Annotated in this window: 20 protein-coding genes; 4 read left to right on the top strand and 16 right to left on the bottom strand. The window is 71.3% G+C overall.

Annotation, left to right across the window (positions count from 1 at the left end; translation table 11 throughout):
* Positions 1 to 120: 120 nt before the first annotated feature.
* From CJ197_RS12155 to infC, 7 genes are all read right to left on the bottom strand, one after another.
* Positions 121 to 1,440: a hypothetical protein gene (locus CJ197_RS12155; protein WP_102237012.1), complete on the bottom strand. Its 1,320-nt coding sequence runs from the start codon at positions 1,438 to 1,440 to the stop codon at positions 121 to 123.
* Positions 1,441 to 1,468: 28 nt separating this feature from the next.
* Positions 1,469 to 1,714, bottom strand: a complete 246-nt coding sequence (locus CJ197_RS15765; RefSeq protein WP_369801544.1) for a DUF664 domain-containing protein — start codon at positions 1,712 to 1,714, stop codon at positions 1,469 to 1,471.
* A 77-nt stretch (positions 1,715 to 1,791) separates the two neighbouring features.
* On the bottom strand, positions 1,792 to 3,807 hold the full coding sequence (locus tag CJ197_RS12145; protein WP_233190911.1) for a cytochrome c oxidase assembly protein: 2,016 nt from the start codon (positions 3,805 to 3,807) through the stop codon (positions 1,792 to 1,794).
* The gene (locus tag CJ197_RS12140; protein WP_102237010.1) at positions 3,804 to 4,688 is read right to left on the bottom strand and encodes an RNA methyltransferase; all 885 of its coding nucleotides are present in this window, start codon (positions 4,686 to 4,688) and stop codon (positions 3,804 to 3,806) included. Before CJ197_RS12140 ends, CJ197_RS12145 begins: the two co-directional genes overlap by 4 nt.
* Positions 4,689 to 4,712: 24 nt before the next feature.
* Positions 4,713 to 5,093: a 50S ribosomal protein L20 gene (rplT, locus tag CJ197_RS12135; RefSeq protein ID WP_102237009.1), complete on the bottom strand. Its 381-nt coding sequence runs from the start codon at positions 5,091 to 5,093 to the stop codon at positions 4,713 to 4,715.
* A 56-nt stretch (positions 5,094 to 5,149) separates the two neighbouring features.
* Positions 5,150 to 5,344 (bottom strand): 50S ribosomal protein L35, encoded by a 195-nt coding sequence (gene rpmI / locus CJ197_RS12130; protein ID WP_102237008.1) that lies wholly within the window; start codon positions 5,342 to 5,344, stop codon positions 5,150 to 5,152.
* A 24-nt stretch (positions 5,345 to 5,368) separates the two neighbouring features.
* Positions 5,369 to 5,941, bottom strand: a complete 573-nt coding sequence (gene infC / locus CJ197_RS12125) for a translation initiation factor IF-3 (protein WP_233190923.1) — start codon at positions 5,939 to 5,941, stop codon at positions 5,369 to 5,371.
* Between the two features lie 423 nt (positions 5,942 to 6,364).
* Between infC and CJ197_RS12120 the strand changes: the two genes are divergently transcribed.
* Positions 6,365 to 7,315, top strand: a complete 951-nt coding sequence (locus CJ197_RS12120; RefSeq protein ID WP_102237006.1) for a hypothetical protein — start codon at positions 6,365 to 6,367, stop codon at positions 7,313 to 7,315.
* 246 nt (positions 7,316 to 7,561) lie between these two features.
* Positions 7,562 to 7,879 (top strand): DUF1844 domain-containing protein, encoded by a 318-nt coding sequence (locus CJ197_RS12115; RefSeq protein ID WP_102237036.1) that lies wholly within the window; start codon positions 7,562 to 7,564, stop codon positions 7,877 to 7,879.
* 100 nt (positions 7,880 to 7,979) lie between these two features.
* Here CJ197_RS12115 and CJ197_RS12110 read toward each other — a convergent pair whose 3' ends face one another.
* The 8 genes from CJ197_RS12110 to CJ197_RS12080 all read right to left on the bottom strand — a co-directional run bounded on the left by CJ197_RS12110 (position 7,980) and on the right by CJ197_RS12080 (position 14,385).
* Entirely contained in the window at positions 7,980 to 9,311 is a 1,332-nt protein-coding gene (locus CJ197_RS12110) for an MFS transporter (protein ID WP_102237005.1), read from the bottom strand.
* A 109-nt stretch (positions 9,312 to 9,420) separates the two neighbouring features.
* Positions 9,421 to 10,206 (bottom strand): SseB family protein, encoded by a 786-nt coding sequence (locus tag CJ197_RS12105; protein ID WP_102237004.1) that lies wholly within the window; start codon positions 10,204 to 10,206, stop codon positions 9,421 to 9,423.
* A complete protein-coding gene (gene priA, locus CJ197_RS12100; protein WP_102237003.1) occupies positions 10,203 to 10,937 on the bottom strand; it encodes a bifunctional 1-(5-phosphoribosyl)-5-((5-phosphoribosylamino)methylideneamino)imidazole-4-carboxamide isomerase/phosphoribosylanthranilate isomerase PriA in 735 nt (244 codons plus the stop codon). The genes CJ197_RS12105 and priA overlap by 4 nt, the downstream gene beginning before the upstream one ends.
* Before the next feature lie 158 nt (positions 10,938 to 11,095).
* Positions 11,096 to 11,254 (bottom strand): hypothetical protein, encoded by a 159-nt coding sequence (locus CJ197_RS15400; protein WP_199173927.1) that lies wholly within the window; start codon positions 11,252 to 11,254, stop codon positions 11,096 to 11,098.
* The gene (gene hisH / locus CJ197_RS12095) at positions 11,251 to 11,922 is read right to left on the bottom strand and encodes an imidazole glycerol phosphate synthase subunit HisH (protein ID WP_158239490.1); all 672 of its coding nucleotides are present in this window, start codon (positions 11,920 to 11,922) and stop codon (positions 11,251 to 11,253) included. The genes CJ197_RS15400 and hisH overlap by 4 nt, the downstream gene beginning before the upstream one ends.
* Positions 11,923 to 11,966: 44 nt before the next feature.
* Complete coding sequence (locus CJ197_RS12090) at positions 11,967 to 12,554, bottom strand: hypothetical protein (RefSeq protein WP_102237001.1); 588 nt, start codon at positions 12,552 to 12,554, stop codon at positions 11,967 to 11,969.
* Positions 12,551 to 13,246 (bottom strand): imidazoleglycerol-phosphate dehydratase HisB, encoded by a 696-nt coding sequence (hisB, locus tag CJ197_RS12085; protein ID WP_233190910.1) that lies wholly within the window; start codon positions 13,244 to 13,246, stop codon positions 12,551 to 12,553. Before hisB ends, CJ197_RS12090 begins: the two co-directional genes overlap by 4 nt.
* Positions 13,243 to 14,385: a histidinol-phosphate transaminase gene (locus CJ197_RS12080; protein WP_102237000.1), complete on the bottom strand. Its 1,143-nt coding sequence runs from the start codon at positions 14,383 to 14,385 to the stop codon at positions 13,243 to 13,245. The genes hisB and CJ197_RS12080 overlap by 4 nt, the downstream gene beginning before the upstream one ends.
* Positions 14,386 to 14,570: 185 nt before the next feature.
* Here CJ197_RS12080 and CJ197_RS12075 point away from each other — a divergent pair, with 185 nt between their 5' ends.
* On the top strand, positions 14,571 to 14,954 hold the full coding sequence (locus tag CJ197_RS12075; protein ID WP_102236999.1) for a DUF3054 domain-containing protein: 384 nt from the start codon (positions 14,571 to 14,573) through the stop codon (positions 14,952 to 14,954).
* A gap of 43 nt (positions 14,955 to 14,997) precedes the next feature.
* Here the strand turns inward: CJ197_RS12075 and hisD are convergent, their stop codons facing one another.
* Positions 14,998 to 16,383, bottom strand: a complete 1,386-nt coding sequence (gene hisD / locus CJ197_RS12070; protein ID WP_102236998.1) for a histidinol dehydrogenase — start codon at positions 16,381 to 16,383, stop codon at positions 14,998 to 15,000.
* A 72-nt stretch (positions 16,384 to 16,455) separates the two neighbouring features.
* On the opposite strand from hisD, the gene zupT reads away from it, so the two are divergent.
* A complete protein-coding gene (gene zupT, locus CJ197_RS12065) occupies positions 16,456 to 17,274 on the top strand; it encodes a zinc transporter ZupT (RefSeq protein ID WP_102236997.1) in 819 nt (272 codons plus the stop codon).
* The last annotated feature ends 119 nt before the right edge of the window (positions 17,275 to 17,393 follow it).

The raw sequence follows: 17,393 nt of genomic DNA, 5'->3' as shown, positions 1-17,393 counted from the left end.
CCGCCGCGGTCTCGCGAGCGCGGCCTTCTCGTGACCGCCGCCTACTCGTGACCGCATCTTCGCGGCCGCGGCGTTCTCGAAGCCGCTGCTTTTCCTGGCCCCGGGGGCTCAGCGTGAGGCTCAGGCCCCGTGGCCTCCGTCGTCCTCGTCGTCGTCATCGAGCTCCGGCAGCGGCCAGGCGTGACGGATCGTGTTCGCCCGCACGGCGAAGACGAAACGTGCCACGGCGATCACCGCTGCGCCTGCCAGCATGATGACGATGCCCACCAGCAGGGTGTTCAACCACCACAGCGGGGGCTCTTCCACCAGCGCCATCTCCACCGTGTCAAAACGCACCGCGAACCCCAGGGTGCTGATGAGCACGCCGAGGCCCAGCACCACCTGACCGGTCTGCAGCAGCATCGGCCGGTCCCCCGCATGCACCTCCAGCTCCTGGGCGGACGGGCGCACCTGGCCCTCGCGGCCTTCCGCGATGATCCGCCGCAGGGTGCGCTCCTCCTGCCAGGTGGCCATCGCGATGCCGACCCCGCCCACCAGCGTGAGGACCGCGCCGAGAACCGCCGCGATACCGAGCAGTGTGAGGATGAGGCCCAGCATCGTGCCCAGATTCTCGAGGTCCCCGCTGAAGTCCAGCGGATCGCAGTCCTGACAGGGCTGAACGATCGGCGCGATGATGGTCGCACCAATTCCCCACGCCCCGAGCAGGAAGCTCCCGGCGGCCATCCCCACCGAGCCCACGGCCCGCCAGACCCGTCGGCCGCGCGGATACTCATCATCGACGGAGGGAAGCTCGAGCTCCTGCTCCTCGGCGAGCCGGCGCAGGTTCTCTACCGCCTGCTTTCCCCATGCTCGGTCCAGGTCATGCTGCATCTGGTGGGAGAGTGGCGCGGCGTTCAGCTGGCTGCGCAGGAAGAGCACGCCCACCACAGTCATCAGCACGCCGATCGGCAGCGGATACCAGAAGTCCCTCACGCTGCCGGCGAACACGCTGATCGCGACGATCGGGCCCATCAGCACACCGCCGAAGCCGAGCACCGCCAGCCCGGTGGAGGATTCCCGGCTGAGACTGGCCCGCTGGCGCCGGATCGGGACCAGCAGCTCGGGCTGCGCGGCCTCGGCGAAGATCCGCAGGAGGTGCTTCCGTTCGAACCTGCCGTGCAAGGCGCGCACCACGAACATCACCGACAGGCCGCCGAAACCCACGACGAGCGGGCTGACCATCGCGGCGCGCGACCGCCGATCCACAGCGTCGATGTCGAGCCACTCCGCGCCGTCGAAGACACCGGTCTCCACCGGCAGCATGATGGCAAGTACCAGGAATAAGACGATGAACGCGGCGAGGCTGCTCCCCATGAGCACATCGCGCAGGGCCAGCAGCGCGGTGATGCCCGGGGGCATCGGGTATTCGTGCTGGCGCGGGGCGGTCGGAACGGCCGTCATGAGGGCATGGTGCCCGACCGCTCGGTCTCTACTCCCCCGTTTGCCCATCGATCGCCTCGCGCAGAAGGTCCCCGTGGCCGTGATGGCGGGCGTACTCCCCGATCATGTGCGTGAGAATCCAGCGCAGCGAGACCGGGGCCTGGCCGCCCCAGGCCGGATGCTCGGCGGCGAACGCGGCGGCGCGGTCGCCGTCATGCTCGGCGATGAGCGAGGTGACGATGCCGCGCGAGCGGTCGGCGCTGACGACACGCCACCACCACGCCGCCGAGAACACCGATACGTCTCCATATCGCCACAGATCAGTGCACTCGGCAGGCGGGGACGGCATGTCGAGCACGGGCCCGCCCCCGCTCAGTTCTCCGGCTTGTCGAGCCCGGCGAGGTAGCGGTTATAGGCCTCGAGCTCCGCGCCCCCGTCGCGGTCGGCCTTGCGGTCCCACTGCCGCGCCCGACGGTCCTCGCTGCGCATCCACCACACGGCGACGATGAGCGCGTAGCCGACGGTGGGCACTTCGGAGATCGCCCACATGATCGAGCCGCCGCGCACCTGGATCAGCTCCAGCCGCTCCAGGGAGTACATGCCCAGGTCCTGATACCAGTCCTGCGCGATGATCCACGTCGCACTGGTCAGTGCCACCCCGAAGAAGGCGTGGAACGCGAGGGTGACCAGCAGGGTGATGAGCTTCAGCACCGGGTTGATGGGCTTTGTGGAGGGGTCGATGCCGATCAGCACCCACGCGAACAGGTACCCCGAGGCCAGGAAGTGGAAGCTCATGAGGATGTGCCCGAGGTGGTGGTACATCGCCGCCTCGAACAACGGAGTGAAGTAAAAGATGACCAGGGAGCCGACGAACAGCAGCCCGGCAATCGGCGGGGAGGACACAAACCGCGCATACCCCGAATGCAGGGCGGCGAGCACCCACTCGCGGATGCCGCGGGACCCGTCGGTGCGGGGCGCGACCGCGCGTGTGAGCAGGGTGACGGGGGCGCCCAGCACCCACAGCGGCGGGACGATCATCATCATCGCCATGTGCTGGACCATGTGCGCGTCGAAGCGGAACTTCCCCCACGCGGCGGCCCCGCCGCTCAGGACCCAGATGAAAGCGAAGCAACCAGCCAGAAAGCAGATGGTGCGCACCCACGGCCAGTCGTCCCCACGCCGACGCAGCCGCGCCACACCCGCGAGGTAGAACCCGGCCATCGCCACACCGATCGCGATCGAACCCCAGTCCGCATGCCACACAGTCAGCAGGGCCAGCGGGGAGAATTCCTGCTCCGGCGGCAGATACCCCACGAGCGAGAGGACCGTGAGATCTCCGACGGCGGGGATCTCCTGCGGCACCGGCGGGGCGGAGCGGCCCAGGGCGATCGATGCCCCGATCACGAGCGCCATCACCACCCCCTCGGTGAGCGCGAGGTGGCGGAAGCGCACGCGCTCCCCCAGGCGTGCGCGCTGCGCCGCACCGAGCACGGCCAGCCCCAGCAGCCCGACGGTCTTCAGCAGCACCACCTGCCCGTAACCGGTGGTCAGCAGATCCCCCCAGCCGGCCAGGCGGATCGAGGCCGACAGCAGCCCGCTGAACGCGATCGTCACCACCGCAGCGAGCGCCCACGGGGAAAAGCGGCGGATCGTGGTGGCGAGGTCCTGCTCCGTGAGGCCCGGTGCGAGCAACGCGATGGCGAGCAGGCCACCGGCCCAGACGGCGACCGCCACCAAGTGCAGCATCATGGCGTTCACGGCGTTGATGTGGTCCAGGCTCGCGCCGGCATGCCCGGCAAGCCCCAGCGCCCCCACGCCGAGGCCCGCGAACGCAAGACCCCAGCAGGCCATGACCGTGCCGCGGGCGAACAGCAGGAGCAGGGTGGCACAGCCAGCGAGGATCGCGATGCTCAGCTGGATGCGGCCCAGCTCCGTGCTGAGTGCCACCTGCCAGACGTTCAGGCCGCTTCCGGCGCCCGCAGCCTCGAGACCGCCCAGGGGGATGAGGGCGAGTGCCGCGATGGTCCACAGCAGCGCCCCGTATCCGGCCAGACGCACGGCGCGACGGCGCGGCGGGTGCAGGGTGTGCACGTCGCGGCGGCCCGGGCCGGGCAGGAGCAGCACCGCGGTGCCTCCAGCGCCGATGGCGAGTAGCACGCCCAGGTGGTGGAGCACCCGTGCGGCGGGCAAACCCCAGGTGACCAGGGGTGAGGCGGGCACGAGGGCGGCGGGTCGCAGTGCGCCGGTCGCCGCCATGCCCGCGAAGGCCGCCGCGAGGGTCAGCAGTACGAGCACCGCGAGGATCGCGCTCTCCGCCGTGTGGCCGACCCGGCGAGGGAAAGCCTGCTGCGGGGCGGCGGGCCGGGTGCGCGGAGCGCTCATGCTCATGCGCCCTCCCGTCGGCGGCGGAGCGTCTCGAACAGGCACACGGTCGCGGCGGTGTGCACGTTGAGGGATTCGGCGTGCCCGGCCAACGGAATCCGCACGGCGAGCGGCGCGGCCTCAAGGGTCTGCTCATCCAGGCCGTGCGCTTCGTTCCCGAAGATCCAGGCGATGCGAGGCGGAAGCTCCGCGGCGAACACATCAGCTGCGGCATACCCGCTGGTGGCAGCTGCGGTGATGGCGTGTTCGGCCAGCGCCGGCAGGACCTCGTCCATCGCTGCTTCGGTGAGGACCGGCAGGTGGAACAGGGATCCGACGGAGGCGCGGACGGCCTTCGGGGAGTACGGGTCGGCGCTCGTGCGGGTCAGCAGCACCAGGTCCGCGCCAGCCGCATCGGCGGTGCGGAGGAGGGTGCCGACGTTCCCGGGGTCGCGCACCTCATGCAGCACGACCACGGTCACGGGGTCCGCAGCGGGCAGCGTGTGGAGCGCCTGGATCGCGGCGGTGGGGTCGGCGCCGGGCAAGTCCGCGACCGCCACCACGCCCTGCGGGGAGACCAGAGCTCCGGGGGCTGCGGCCCCGTCGGCCCCGCCGGGGTTCTCGCGCACCATAGCGCGCAGCACCGGTTCGTCGATCACACGCAGCGGCACCCCGGCCGGGCGCGCGAGGTCCCCGAGCTCGGGGTGCTCGTCGGCGCCGCGCTCGGTGGTGAACACTTCGCGCGCCAGCTCAGGGCGGTGCTGCAGCAGGGAGCGCACGGCCTGCGGCCCCTCGACGCGGAAGCGTCCCTGCTTGCGACGCGCCGAGCGCCCGGTCAGCGCCGCCGCACGCCGCACCCGCTCGGAGCGGGGCGAGGTGGGGACGGGCTGATCCGGGCGCTCGGTCATCGCGGTCGTGCTGCGATGCGCGTGTCAGGCCGCGGGGGCGTTGACGTCCTTGGGGAGGGCGTCCTTGGCGACCTCGACCAGGGCGGCGAAGGTCGCGGCGTCGTTCACGGCGAGCTCGGCGAGCATGCGACGGTCCACCTCGACACCAGCCAGGCCCAGGCCCTGGATGAAGCGGCTGTAGGTCATTCCGTTGGCGCGGGCCGCAGCGTTGATGCGCTGGATCCACAGCTGACGGAAGTCACCCTTGCGCTTCTTGCGGTCGCGGAAGTTGTAGGTCTGCGAGTGCAGCACCTGCTCCTTCGCCTTGCGGTACAGGCGCGAGCGCTGACCGCGGTAGCCGCTGGCCTGCTCGAGGATCTCCCGACGCTTCTTATGGGCGTTGACCGCCCGCTTCACGCGTGCCACGTGATACTCCTTCGATCGAAATGTTCAGGGCGCAGGCGCTGGCCTGCGCGGGGCGCTCAGCGGCCCAGCAGCTTCTTCATGCGCTTGACATCGGCCTTGGCAACCTCGGTGTCGTTGCCCAGGCGGCGCTTGCGGGTGGAGGACTTGTGCTCCAGCAGGTGGCGGGCGTTCGCCCGCTCACGCATGAGCTTGCCCGAACCGGTCACGCGGACCCGCTTCTTGGTGCCCGAGTGGGTCTTGTTCTTCGGCATGTGCCTGTTCTCCTCGTTCCGTTCTCAGGACGCGTCGTCGGATCCGTTCGCCGGCTGGGACTTCTCGTCCTTCGCCTTGGCGGCGGCCTTCTCGGCGTCGCTCCTGCGCTTGCGGGCCTCGGCCATGGCCTGGGCCTTCTTCTTGTGAGGCCCGAAGACCATCACCATGTTGCGGCCGTCCTGTCGCGGGCGCGACTCGACGAACCCGTACTCGCTGACGTCCTCCGCCAGGCGCTCCAGCAGGCGCACCCCCATCTCGGGACGCGACTGCTCGCGGCCGCGGAAACGCAGCTGGACCTTGACCTTGTCGCCACCGGACAGGAACTTCTCAACGTTGCGGCGCTTGGTCTCGTAATCGTGCTTGTCGATCTTGAGACCCATGCGGATCTCCTTCTGGACCGTGTTCGCCTGGTTCTTGCGCGCTTCACGGGCCTTCAGGTTGGCCTCGTACTTGTACTTGCCGTAGTCCATGAGCCGGGCGACCGGGGGGTTCGCTCCGGGGGCAACCTCGACCAGGTCGAGATCGGCTTCCTGGGCGAGACGCAGGGCGTCCTCGACCCGAACCTCGCCGACCTGTTCGCCGGCAGGTCCGACCAGGAGGACCTTGGGGACCCTGATCTGACCGTTGATGCGCTGTTCGCTGATGGTGGCTCCTCACCTCGAGTTGGGGCGGGACACGACGAAGGCCCCCGCTGAATCCGTGCGGAGGCCCCAGGGTGAGCGGAGCGGGCACCGAGCGCCACTGGCGCTGCTACCTGCTCCCGGGCACGATGGCCCGGTGGCGATGCTGACCCGGCAACTGCTGGCCGCTGTCCGCGGCCGGTCGTCACGAGGTGGGAGGGGACTCCACTTGCGGGAACGGGCGAGGTCTCGTCCTGTTCCGGTCGACTATCCTACCAGCGAAACGGCGTGGGTCCAGGTGATGTGCGTCGCGCAGCGCAGTGCAGCTGCATGCAGAGCAGTTGAGCAGTCTGCAGCGCAGTCGAGCGATCGAACGATATCGAACGATGAGGAGCAGCGGTGGCGACGGATCGCGAGACCCCTGACGAGCAGCCTCAGCGCGCTGAGCAGGGTGAGCACGCCGAGCAGATCCCGACGGGGCTCACTCCCGCTGAGCCGTCGCCTGCGGATGCACCATCGAGCACTGAGGATCCGGGCACCGGGGAGGCGCACGCCGAGAAGCCATCGCACCCGGAGGGGGCCTCGCCTGCGGATGAGCCGACGGCCCCGCTGCAGGATCTCGCTGAGGATCCGTCGGAGCCGGAGCCGTCCACGCAGACCCGCCTGCGCAATCAGACCACGGCGCGCGCGGTCCTGCGCCCGGTTCCCGAGGGCTTCCCCACTCCCCCACCGCGCCCAGCCCGCCCGAACCGTCGGCCCGCTCTGGTCACGCCACCTGAACAGCGTGATCCCGGTCGGGGCCGCCTGCTCGTCGTCGCCGCGGCGTTCGTGGGGGTGCTCGCCCTCGTGATCGCCGTGGGCGGTGCATTCCTCGTGGTGCGCACACTGCCCGCGGACGGGGAGAGCACTGCCCCCGCGGCCACCGCATCCGCCGATACCTCCGATGGGTCCGGGCAGGACGCGGGGCCCGTGGAGGTCGACGGCGTAACGGTCGCTGAACTCAGGACGGAGACGGGACTGGATTCCGTGGGCAGCGGCGCCACCGAGGTCACGGCCGAGGGGCAGTTCGTGGCGGTCATCGTGGAGATCACCAATGACAGCGAGCGCACCCTCCAGCTGACCGCAGATCGCGTCACCTTGGCAACGGCGGCAGGAGAGAATATCCCCAGCTCGGCCGCTGCGATCTCCGCCTATGCGCGCGATTCCGATTCGGCCTCCACCCGGCCCATCCCCGTCGGCGAGACCCGTGAGTTCGTCGCCGTGTTCGACGCGCCCATCGGCAGCGAGCCCGCCGCACTGCACCTCGAGCTGGACGGGGACCTCACGATCGAGCTGCCCCTGGCAGGCTGAACCGCAAGTGTTTTCCACCCCGGTGCGTCGGATCGAGAGAATTCGCGCCCTTCCCGATGACGCCAAACCCGATGAAGGAGCCCCATGACAGAGCCGACCAGCTCCGAGCCGAGCACGACTGCGGCGAGCACGACTGAGGCGAGTAAGACTGAGCCGACCGGAACTGCGCCGAGCCCCGAGCACCACGCCTCCCCCGCGACTGAGAGCGGCGGTCCGGCGACCACGGACGCGGAGGCGGCTGCTGAGCTGCGGGATATCGCCGATGTGGCCGCGGTGGAGATCATCAACTCCGCCTGCGTGCACCTCATGAGCGCCGCGGCGGTGAAGGTGGGCCTCGCCGATGACGAGGAGACCGGCAACTATCAGGACCTCTCGGAGGCGCGGAAGCTCATCACTGCGCTCGCGGGGCTGGTCACCGCGGCGGCACCGGAGATCGGCAATGTGCATGCCCGCTCGCTGCGCGATGGGCTGCGTTCCCTCCAGCTGGCCTTCGCTGAGGCGCTGCCGTTCCCCGATCCGCCTGGCGAGGCGCCGGGCGAGAAATACACCGGCCGCGTCAGCTGACCCGGCGCGGCGCCCCCGTCGGCCCATTCCCCAGGACGCGGCGCCACCGTCGGCCCCTCACCTGACCTGACCGGCCACCATGGGCGCTGCGTCCCGGGGCCTACCCGGCCAGGCGGCGGCGGGTGCGCCGCAGCCGCCAGGCGCGCAGTACGAAACCGGTCAGCGCGAGAGCGATCGCCAGGGCGGACCCCACGAGGATCCCCACGCGTGGTCCGGCCAGGTCGATGACCACGCCGATCAGCGGGGCACCGACCGCCGCTCCAGCAGTGAGGGCGGAGCCATGCCAGCCCATCGCCTCCCCCCGCACCTGCTCGGGGACGCGGCGGGCGATCGCCTCCCCGGTCGCGGTGATGATCGGGGCCAGCGCGAGGCCTGCCCCGAAAGTCGTGACCGCGAGCATCCACACCGACTGCGAGGCCGCGATCGGCAGGGACAGCACCCCCAGGGCGAGCAGCACGGTGAAGGGGCCGATGTCCCGGGCGCTCGCCCCGTAGACGAACCCGCCGATCGCCGACCCGGCGCACCAGATCGCCAGTACCCAGGCGATCGCCGTGGTGTTCCCATCGCCCTCGAGGAACGCGACGACCGTCAGGTCCGTCGCAGTGATCAGCAGCGACCCGACGAGCGTCGCGGCCAGCAGCGCCAGCCCGCCCAGGGTCAGCAGATGCGGCCGCACCGACGGGGCGGGCAGCTCATGGACCGGACGGCCCGTGCGCTCGTCGATCACGGGGATCTGCCCGGTGGTGAGGTTCTGGGCAACGCGCGCCTCATGATGCGCCTCCCCGGTGGCGAGCATCCCGGACTCAGCGGCCTCCAGGGCGCGCGGCAGACGGGTGGGCAGCATGATCTGATCGCTGCGAGTGGGCGGGTTCGCGAGCATGATCCCGATCCCGGCCAGCACGATCAGCCCGGCGACGACGAGCAGCGCCGTCGTGGTGCCGAGCGCCACCGCGGCGATCGTCGCCGCGGCCGGGCCGAGCATGAACACCAGCTCCGTGGACACCGAGTCGAGGGAGAAGACGGTGCGGCGCTGATCGGCCGGCACCAGGACCGACAGTGACGTGCGCACGATCGCGAACACCGGCATCGCGAACAGACCACCGACCAGTGCCAGCAGCACCAGCGCCGAATAGGGCACGAGCGTGGCGACAGCGAGGATGAGCGGTTGGAACAGCAGCGAGGGCAGCACGGCGCGCCGCAGTCCGTGGCGGTCCAGCAGCCGCCCACGCAGCGGGGAGGCGATCGCGATGCCGAGCGTCGAGGCGGCGACCACGAGCCCCGCGGAGAAGAAGCTCTCCTGCAGCGTGATCACGGTGTGCAGGGTCAGCAGGATCCCGATCGTGGAGAACGGGATGCGGGCCAGGAAACCGATGGTCAGCACCACGGGGACGCCCGGGGTGCGCAGCGCCGCACGGTACCCCTGCAGAGCCATGTCCCCTCCTTGTCACCGCCGGTGTCCACAGGCCCGATGGGCGTCGGGTCCGGGAGGCACTATCTCAGGTTCTCGCGCGCGAGACCGCCGTGCGCTGGACGGAACGTGCTCAGCGCGACAGCGAGAGCTTCAGCGAGGTGATCCGCTCGGCGATCAGCGGGCTGTCCCCGAGGGCTGAGCTGATCGCCTGCACCGCCTGCTGCAGTCCAGTGCGATCCAGGCCCTCCACGAGCCGGGCCACGAGCGTGACTTCGCTGGACTGACCCGGCTGCGCGGTGAGGGAGAGCACCGTCGGCACCTGGGCCGCGATCTGTTCGAGCTCCGCGGCGACCTCAGGATCCTCATGCGGCGGCACCCAGGTGCGGCCCTGGGCGAGGGCCCACAGAGCTGAGCGCTGCAGCAGCACCGGGCCGGGCTCGTCGGGACGCGCGGCATCCACCAGCAGGGCGGTACAGCCCTCCTGCACGGCGGCCTGCGCTGCCTGCGCCGTCACGACGGGGACGGGCCGGGCCGTGCCCTGCCAGCGGGACAGCTCGGTGACGGAGGTGAACACGGGCAGCACGCGGGACCCATCGGCCGCAGTGATCGTGACCATCGCCATGTCGGCGCCGTTGTCGGAGGTCAGTCCGTGGGCGCTGATCGTCTCTTCGGTGCCGACGGCCATGATCGGCACCAGCACGCGGGAGGCCGCCAGGGCGGCGACCAGGCCCGCCCGGTAGGGGTCCTGCCCTTCGTGCAGCTGCTCGAGCGCGGTGCGGAGCACCGGCGGGCAGGATCCGTCGTCCTCGGGGAAGGGGCTGGTGGTGTAGTCGCGGCCCTTCCACGGCACCCCGGCGGTGTCGGTCAGCGGGGATTTGTCCTGGAAGTGGGCCGGCAGTTCGCGCCGGGCGGTCACGGCCGGCCCGCCACCTCGAGCGCCTCGGGGAGGGTGAAAGCCCCCGCGTACAGGGCCTTGCCGACGATCGCGCCCTCCACGCCGTGCGGGACCAGGGCCCGCAGCGCCTCGAGGTCCGCCAGGGAGGACACCCCGCCGGAGGCGACGATCCTCGCGTCCGTGCGCTCGCACACCTTCTGCAGCAGCTCCACATTCGGGCCGCGCAGGGTGCCATCCTTGGTGACGTCTGTGACGACGTAGCGCTGACAGCCGGCGGCATCGAGCCGTTCGAGCGTCTCCCACAGGTCGCCGCCCTCGCGGGTCCAGCCGCGGGCGGCGAGGGTGCTGCCGCGCACGTCCAGGCCCACGGCGATGCGGTCACCGTGCTCGGCGATCACCTCCGCGGTCCACTCGGGGTTCTCGAGCGCCGCGGTGCCCAGGTTCACGCGCCGGCAGCCGGTAGCAAGGGCCGCGGCAAGGGACTCGTCATCGCGGATACCGCCGGAGAGCTCCACGTTCATGTCCACGGCAGCGACCACTTCTGCGAGCAGTGCGGCGTTGGAGCCGCGGCCGAAGGCGGCATCGAGATCCACCAGGTGCAGCCACTGCGCGCCGCCCTCCTGGAAAGTCAGTGCGGCATCCAGCGGGGCGCCGTAAGCGGTCTCGGTGCCTGCCTCCCCCTGGACCAGGCGCACGGCCTGGCCGTCCTGGACGTCGACGGCGGGCAGCAGGTCGAGCACGGGAGCGGTCATGGGGTGCCTCCTTGAGGGCGACGGGGGCTCGGATCGTACCGGGTGAACAGCAAGAGCGGGCGTGAGGGCGGGCGCGAAGGGTGGGTGCGAGTGCGGGCGTGACGGTCTGGGCTCGGGTGCAGCATTGGCAGGGACGGCGGAGGGTCGGGCCGTGCCGATCAGCCGGACTGGATCCGCCAGAAAGAGATCGCCAGGCACGCGATCGCGATGGCGGCAAGGCCGACGGTCATCCACCACGGCTTGCCGGAGCGGTGAAAGGACCACACGCCACCCAGCAGCATCCCCCCGACGAACAGCATCACGAACGCGAGGATCATGCGCTCGCCTCCGCCCGGCCGTACCGTGGCAGGGTGCCCAGCCAGTTGCGCAGCAGACGCGCCCCGGCCTCACCGGACTTCTCGGGGTGGAACTGCGTGGCCATCAGCGCGCCATTCTCCACCGCGGCGATGAAGCGGTCTCCGCCGTGCTCAGCCCAGGTCACCAGCGGCGCCTCAAGGGGGCCGACCGCATCGAGCTCCCAAGTGCGCGCAGCATAGGAGTGGACGAAGTAGAAGCGCTCACCCTGGATACCGTCCAGCAGCGCGGTGCCCGTCGGCGCGTCGACGGTGTTCCAGCCCATGTGCGGGACCACATCGGCCATAAGGCGTGTGATCTCGCCGGGCCACTGCCCCAGTCCCGTGCTGCGCTCGCCATGTTCATCGCCAGCGTCGAACATCACCTGCAGACCCACGCAGATGCCGAGCACGGGGCGGCCCCCGGCCAGTCGCGTCTCGACGATGCGGTCACCGCCCACGGCGCGGATCTGCTGCACGGTCGCGGCGAAGGCGCCGACGCCGGGGACCACCAGCCCATCGGCCTCCAGTGCCGCGGTGCGATCCGCGGTCAGCTGGACCTCGGCGCCGACGGCCTCGAGGGCGCGCACCACCGAACGGACGTTCCCCGACCCGTGGTCGAGCACGACCACGCGGGCGGGCGGGTCGGCCAGCCCGGTGGCCTGCGGGGAGGCCTGCTCGGTGGCCTGCTGGGCGGTCACTTCCGCTTCCTCCCGGTGGCGATCCAGGTCAGCGCCTCGGTGCGGGACAGTGCCGCGGGGTCCAGTCCCTCCCCCAGCTCCTCGACGCTGCGGGCGCCCAGCAGCAGCTCCTCGACCACGTCATCCACGGCGCCGAGCACGATCACCGGGGAGATGTCCTCGCTGCGCTCGCCGGTCATGTAGCGGGTGGCGGTCATGCGGTCGCCGCGGCGCCAGAACAGCACCAGGCCATTGCGCTGCAGGGCGGTGGAGGTGATGGCGGCCAGGTCATGCGCGGCCGCCTCCTGCAGCGCGCCGACGGCGATCGCGCCGGTGGAGGTCTCCACGGTGCGGGTGCCCTCGGGGATGGTCAGGCCGTCGGTGCGGGCCTCCACGCCCAGGCGGATCATGCCGGCGAGGGCCTTCGCGGTCGCCACGGAGGTTGCGATCACGGCGATGCAAGGGGTGTCATCCCCACCGTCGGACTCCGCCAGAACGTCCTCCACGGTCAGGGCGTCACCGTCGTCCAGGCTCAGCCCCTCGGTCAGGCGGGCGAACTCGGCGTCGATGTCATCGTGCGGGTCACGCGGGTCGGCGGTGCTCATAGGGCTCCCTTCGTGGAGGGGACATCGAGGACACGGTCATCGTGCGCGCAGGCGGCGCGCAGCGCGCGGGCGAGGGCCTTGAACTGCGCCTCGACCACATGGTGCGGGTCGCGGCCAGCCAGCAGGCGGATATGCAGGCAGATCGCGGCATGGTGCGCGAGGGACTCGAAGACGTGGCGGGTCAACGAGCCGGTGAAGTGCCCGCCGATCAGGTGCAGGGCCTGGGCTTCGCTCTCCCCGCTGTGTACGCAGTAGGGGCGGCCGGAGAGGTCCACGACGGCCTGGGCGAGGGCCTCATCCAGCGGCACCATCGCGTCGCCGAAGCGGGCGATGCCCTTCTTGTCTCCGAGGGCTTCCTTCAGGGCCTGGCCCAGCACGATCGCGGTGTCCTCGACGGTGTGGTGGGCGTCGATATGGGTGTCACCGGTGGCCTTGACGGTCAGGTCGAAGCGGGCGTGGGTGCCCAGCGCCGTGAGCATGTGGTCGAAGAACGGCACAGTGGTGGAGACATCCACCTGGCCGGTGCCGTCGATATCCAGGGTGACCTCGACACTGGACTCGCGGGTGGTGCGGGAGATGCTCGCGGTGCGGCGGGGGCGGGCTGCGGGCAGCGCCTCATCGGACCCCTGGGGCGCGCGGTTCAGGGACTCGGTGTTCTGAGAGTCGGTGTTCTGAGAGTCGGGGCTGGTCATCGGGGGTCGGCCTCCTGCAGGGCGGTGCGAAATGCGATGTTGTCCTCCTCGGTGCCCACGCTCACGCGCAGCCAGCCGTCGGGGCCGACCACGCGGATCAGAACCCCGCGTGCGAGCAGCTGCTCGAACACGTGCTGGCGGTCCGCGAAGGAACGGAACAGGACGAAGTTGGCGTCCGACGGGGCGACGTCATGGCCCCGCTGGATCAGGTGCTCGGCCAGGGCGTCGCGCTCACGGCGCAGCAGGGCGACGGTGCCCAGCAGCTCCTTCCGGTGCGCAAGCGCGGTGCGGGCCACCACCTGGGTGACGGCCGAGAGGTGGTAGGGCAGGCGCACCACGCGCAGTGCGTCGACGATGTCCTGGTGCGCGACGAGGTAGCCCAGGCGTGCACCGGCGAGCGCGAACGCCTTGGACATCGTGCGCGTGACCACGAGGTTCGGCGTAGTGAGCAGGAGCGTGAGGGCGCTCGGCACACCGTCGCGGCGGAACTCGCCGTAGGCCTCATCGACGACCAGCAGGCCGCGGCGCGGGGCGAGGGCCTGGGCGGCGGCGCGTACCACCTCGAGGTCGAGCGCAGTGCCGGTGGGGTTGTTCGGGGAGGTGAGAACCACCACGCCGGGGTCATGTTCGGCGATCGCGGCGGTGACGGCCGCGGCATCGAGCGTGAAGTCCGGGGCGGGGCCGCGCTCAGCGGTGACCCAGGCGGTGTAGGTGTCGCGCGCGTACTCGGGGTACATCGAGTAGTGCGGGGTGAAGCCGAGGGCGGTGCGGCCGGGCCCGCCGTAGGCGAGCAGCAGTTGGTGCATGACCTCGTTGGAGCCGTTCGCGGCCCACACCTGCTCCGGTGGTGGGGCCGGGATATGGGACTCCGCGGCGAGATATTCTCCCAGGTCAGCACGAAGGTCGAGGGCCTCGCGGTCCGGGTAGCGGTTCAGCGTAGTGGCAGCCTCAGCAGCGGCGCGACCGATCGCCGCGGCAAGCTCCGGGGAGGGCCCGTAGGGGTTCTCGTTGACGTTCAGGGCATGCGCGACCTCGAGCTGCGGAGCACCGTAAGGGGCGGCGCCGGCGACGCCTTCGCGGGGGATCGGCAGCGCGGACACGTCGGGGCGCAGATCGGGCTGGGCAGGCATGGGCCCCATCGTATCCGCGGGTGCTGCAAGCGGCCCGAGCGTCCGCGGGGCGGCGCGGGCACGGGAGCAGGGCGGGGGCGCGGCGCGGAGCAGAGCACGGGCGCGGCGCGGGAACGGGGCAGAGCGGGCGCGCGGTGGGCCTGGGTGGGGCCTCAGGTTCTAGGCACCCCCGCCCCCGGCGATACCCTGACGGGATGTTCCGTTCTCTCGGCGCCCTGGTGGGCGATCTGCTCGTGGTCTTCGTGTTCGTCGCCGTGGGGCTGCTGTCCCATAACAACCCGCTGACCGTGGAGAACGTGTTCCTGGTGGGCTGGCCGTTCGCGGCCGGCGTGCTGCTGGGGCACCTTGCGATCCGAGCCTGGCGTGCCCCGTTCCGCCTGTGGCCGCACGGCGTGTTCGTGTGGGCGATCACGGTCGCGACGGGCATGACGGTGCGGACCCTCTTCGGTGCCGGCACTGAGCCGAGCTTCATCGCGGTCACCGCCGGCGTGACGGCGCTCGGCATGCTCGGTTGGCGCCTCGCGGCCACCTACCTCACGCGCGACGAGCGCACCACGGTCAAGACGCCACAGCGCTGAGGGTCCCAGCCACCCAGGCCGCACGGGAAGCATGGGTTCCGACTCAGATTGGAGTCGAAAGCGATGCTTTTCGCGAGCTGGGCCGTGCAGGGTGCTTATCGAACCGCACGTCCACGGCCCGGCCGTGCGAGGGCAGCCCCTCCGCCGCGGCCAGCACTGTCGCCGCGCCCCGGGAAGCCTCGAGCGCCGTCTTGTCGTAGCGGATCTCGTGGATGCCGCGCAGGAAGGTCTGCACCCCCAGCCCGCTTGAGAACCGGCTGGTCCCGCCGGTGGGCAGCACGTGGTTGGAGCCCGCGGCGTAGTCGCCCAGGCTCACGGGGCTGTAGGGGCCGACGAACACGGCGCCCGCATTGGTCACCCGCGCCGCGACGTCCTCCGCCTCCGCGGTCTGGATCTCCAGGTGCTCGGCGCCGTAGGCGTTGACCACCGCGAGCCCCTGCTCCACGTCATCGACGAGCACCACGCCGCTCTGCGGCCCGCGCAGCGCCTGCTCGATCCGTTCCCGATGCGGCGCCTGCGGCACCTGGGCGGCGAGCTCGCGCTCCACCGCCTCCACCAGATCCGCTGCGTCCGTGACGAGGACGCTGGCGGCCAGCGGGTCGTGCTCGGCCTGGGAGATGAGGTCTGCGGCCACGAACGCTGCCTCCGCCTGCCCGTCGGCGAGGATCGCAATCTCCGTCGGCCCCGCTTCCGCGTCAATCCCCACCACGCCGCGCACCAGGCGCTTCGCGGCAGCGACGTACACATTTCCGGGCCCGGTGACGAGGTCCACGCGCTCGAGCCCCGCTCCGTCCCCGAGATCCTCCGCGCCGTGGGCGAGCAATGCGATGGCCTGGGCACCGCCGGCGGCGATCAGCTCGTCCACGCCCAGCAGCGCGCAGGCCGCAAGGATCGTGGGGTGCGGCAGGCCGCCGTGCTCCTGCTGCGGCGGGGAGGCGACGACGATCTGCTCCACCCCGGCCACCTGGGCGGGCACGACGTTCATCACCACGGAGCTGGGCAGCACCGCGCGCCCGCCGGGCACATACAAGCCCACGCGTCGCATCGGCACCCAGCGCTGGGTGACGGTGCCACCGGGCACCACCTGCACCGCGTCCGATGGGCGGGTGTGCGCGCTGTCCACTGCCCGCACTCGCTCGGCGGAGGTCTCGAGCGCCTCGCGCACCGCCGGGTCCAGCTCATCGAGCGCCCGGCGCAGCTCCGCAGGCGGGACGCGCAGGTGCGGCGGCCGCACCCCGTCGAACCGCTCGGAGGCCTCGAGCACCGCAGCGGCCCCGCGGGCGGCGACGTCCTCGACGACCGGCCGCACCGCTTGCACGGCGGCCTCAACGTCCAGCTCGGCGCGCGGCAGCGCCGCCTCGAGCTCGGCGGGAGCGAGGCGCCGCCCGCGCAGATCGGTGACGGCCAGGAATGCAGCAGGTGAGGACATGCACAGAAGTCTAGGAGCGGACGCGGTGGCGCGGTCCCGTCGCCCGCGTCTCGGGCGCACTAGGGTCAAGGGGTGCTTCTCGCCTTCCTCCTGACCCTGCTCGCGGGCGGTGCCACCAGCATCGGCGCGGCCATCGCGGTGCTCGGACCCGGGACGGGGCCGCGGTTCCTGGCCGGTGGGCTGGGGCTTTCGGCCGGGGTGATGCTGTACGTGTCCTTCGTGGAGCTGCTGCCCGAGGGTGCCGCGGTGCTTTCCGGCGGTGAGACCACGCCGCACGGTACGGCGATCGCGGTGGGCTGCTTCTTCCTGGGGATCGCGGTGATCATGCTGCTGGACCGCCTGGTGCCCGATGCCGTGAGCCCGCACGAGTTCTCCGGCCGCATCGACGCCGCCCATGACACGCGGGACGCCGAGGAGCGTGCCGCGGATACCGCCCTGCGGGCACGCCTGTTGCGCACCGGCACGGTCACGGCGATCGCCCTGGCCCTGCACAACGTGCCCGAGGGGTTCGCGACCTTCGTCGCGGCGCTGCAGTCTCCCGAGATCGCGATCCCCGTGGTTGCCGCGATCGCGCTGCACAACATTCCTGAGGGGCTCGCGGTGGCGGTGCCGGTGCGGCGCGCCACCGGGTCTCGGAAGACGGCGTTCTGGCTGGCCACGATGACGGGGCTGGCGGAGCCGGTCGGCGCCGTGGTGGGGTTCGCGCTGCTGGCGCCCTTGCTGAGCGGCGCCGCGATGGGCGGGGTGCTCGCGGCGGTCGCAGGCGTGATGGTGTTCGTATCGCTGGATGAGCTGCTGCCCGCCGCGGAGGAGACCGGCGAGCATCATGCTGCGATCTACTCGCTGGTGGCGGGAATGGCGCTCATGGCGGCGACCCTGCTGGTGCTGTGAACACTGCCGTGGGGATCAAGGCGCTGCACCACCGGTGCCCCAGAACCCTTCCGATGGAGACGGCGAGCGCCGTGCGCCCGACGGGGCCGTGCCGTCGGGTACGTTCGCTCCAGGTGTGT

The sequence above is a fragment of the Brachybacterium sp. UMB0905 genome, assembly GCF_002871795.1.
Classification (GTDB): domain Bacteria; phylum Actinomycetota; class Actinomycetes; order Actinomycetales; family Dermabacteraceae; genus Brachybacterium.
This window is presented reverse-complemented; position numbering and strand designations above follow the sequence as displayed.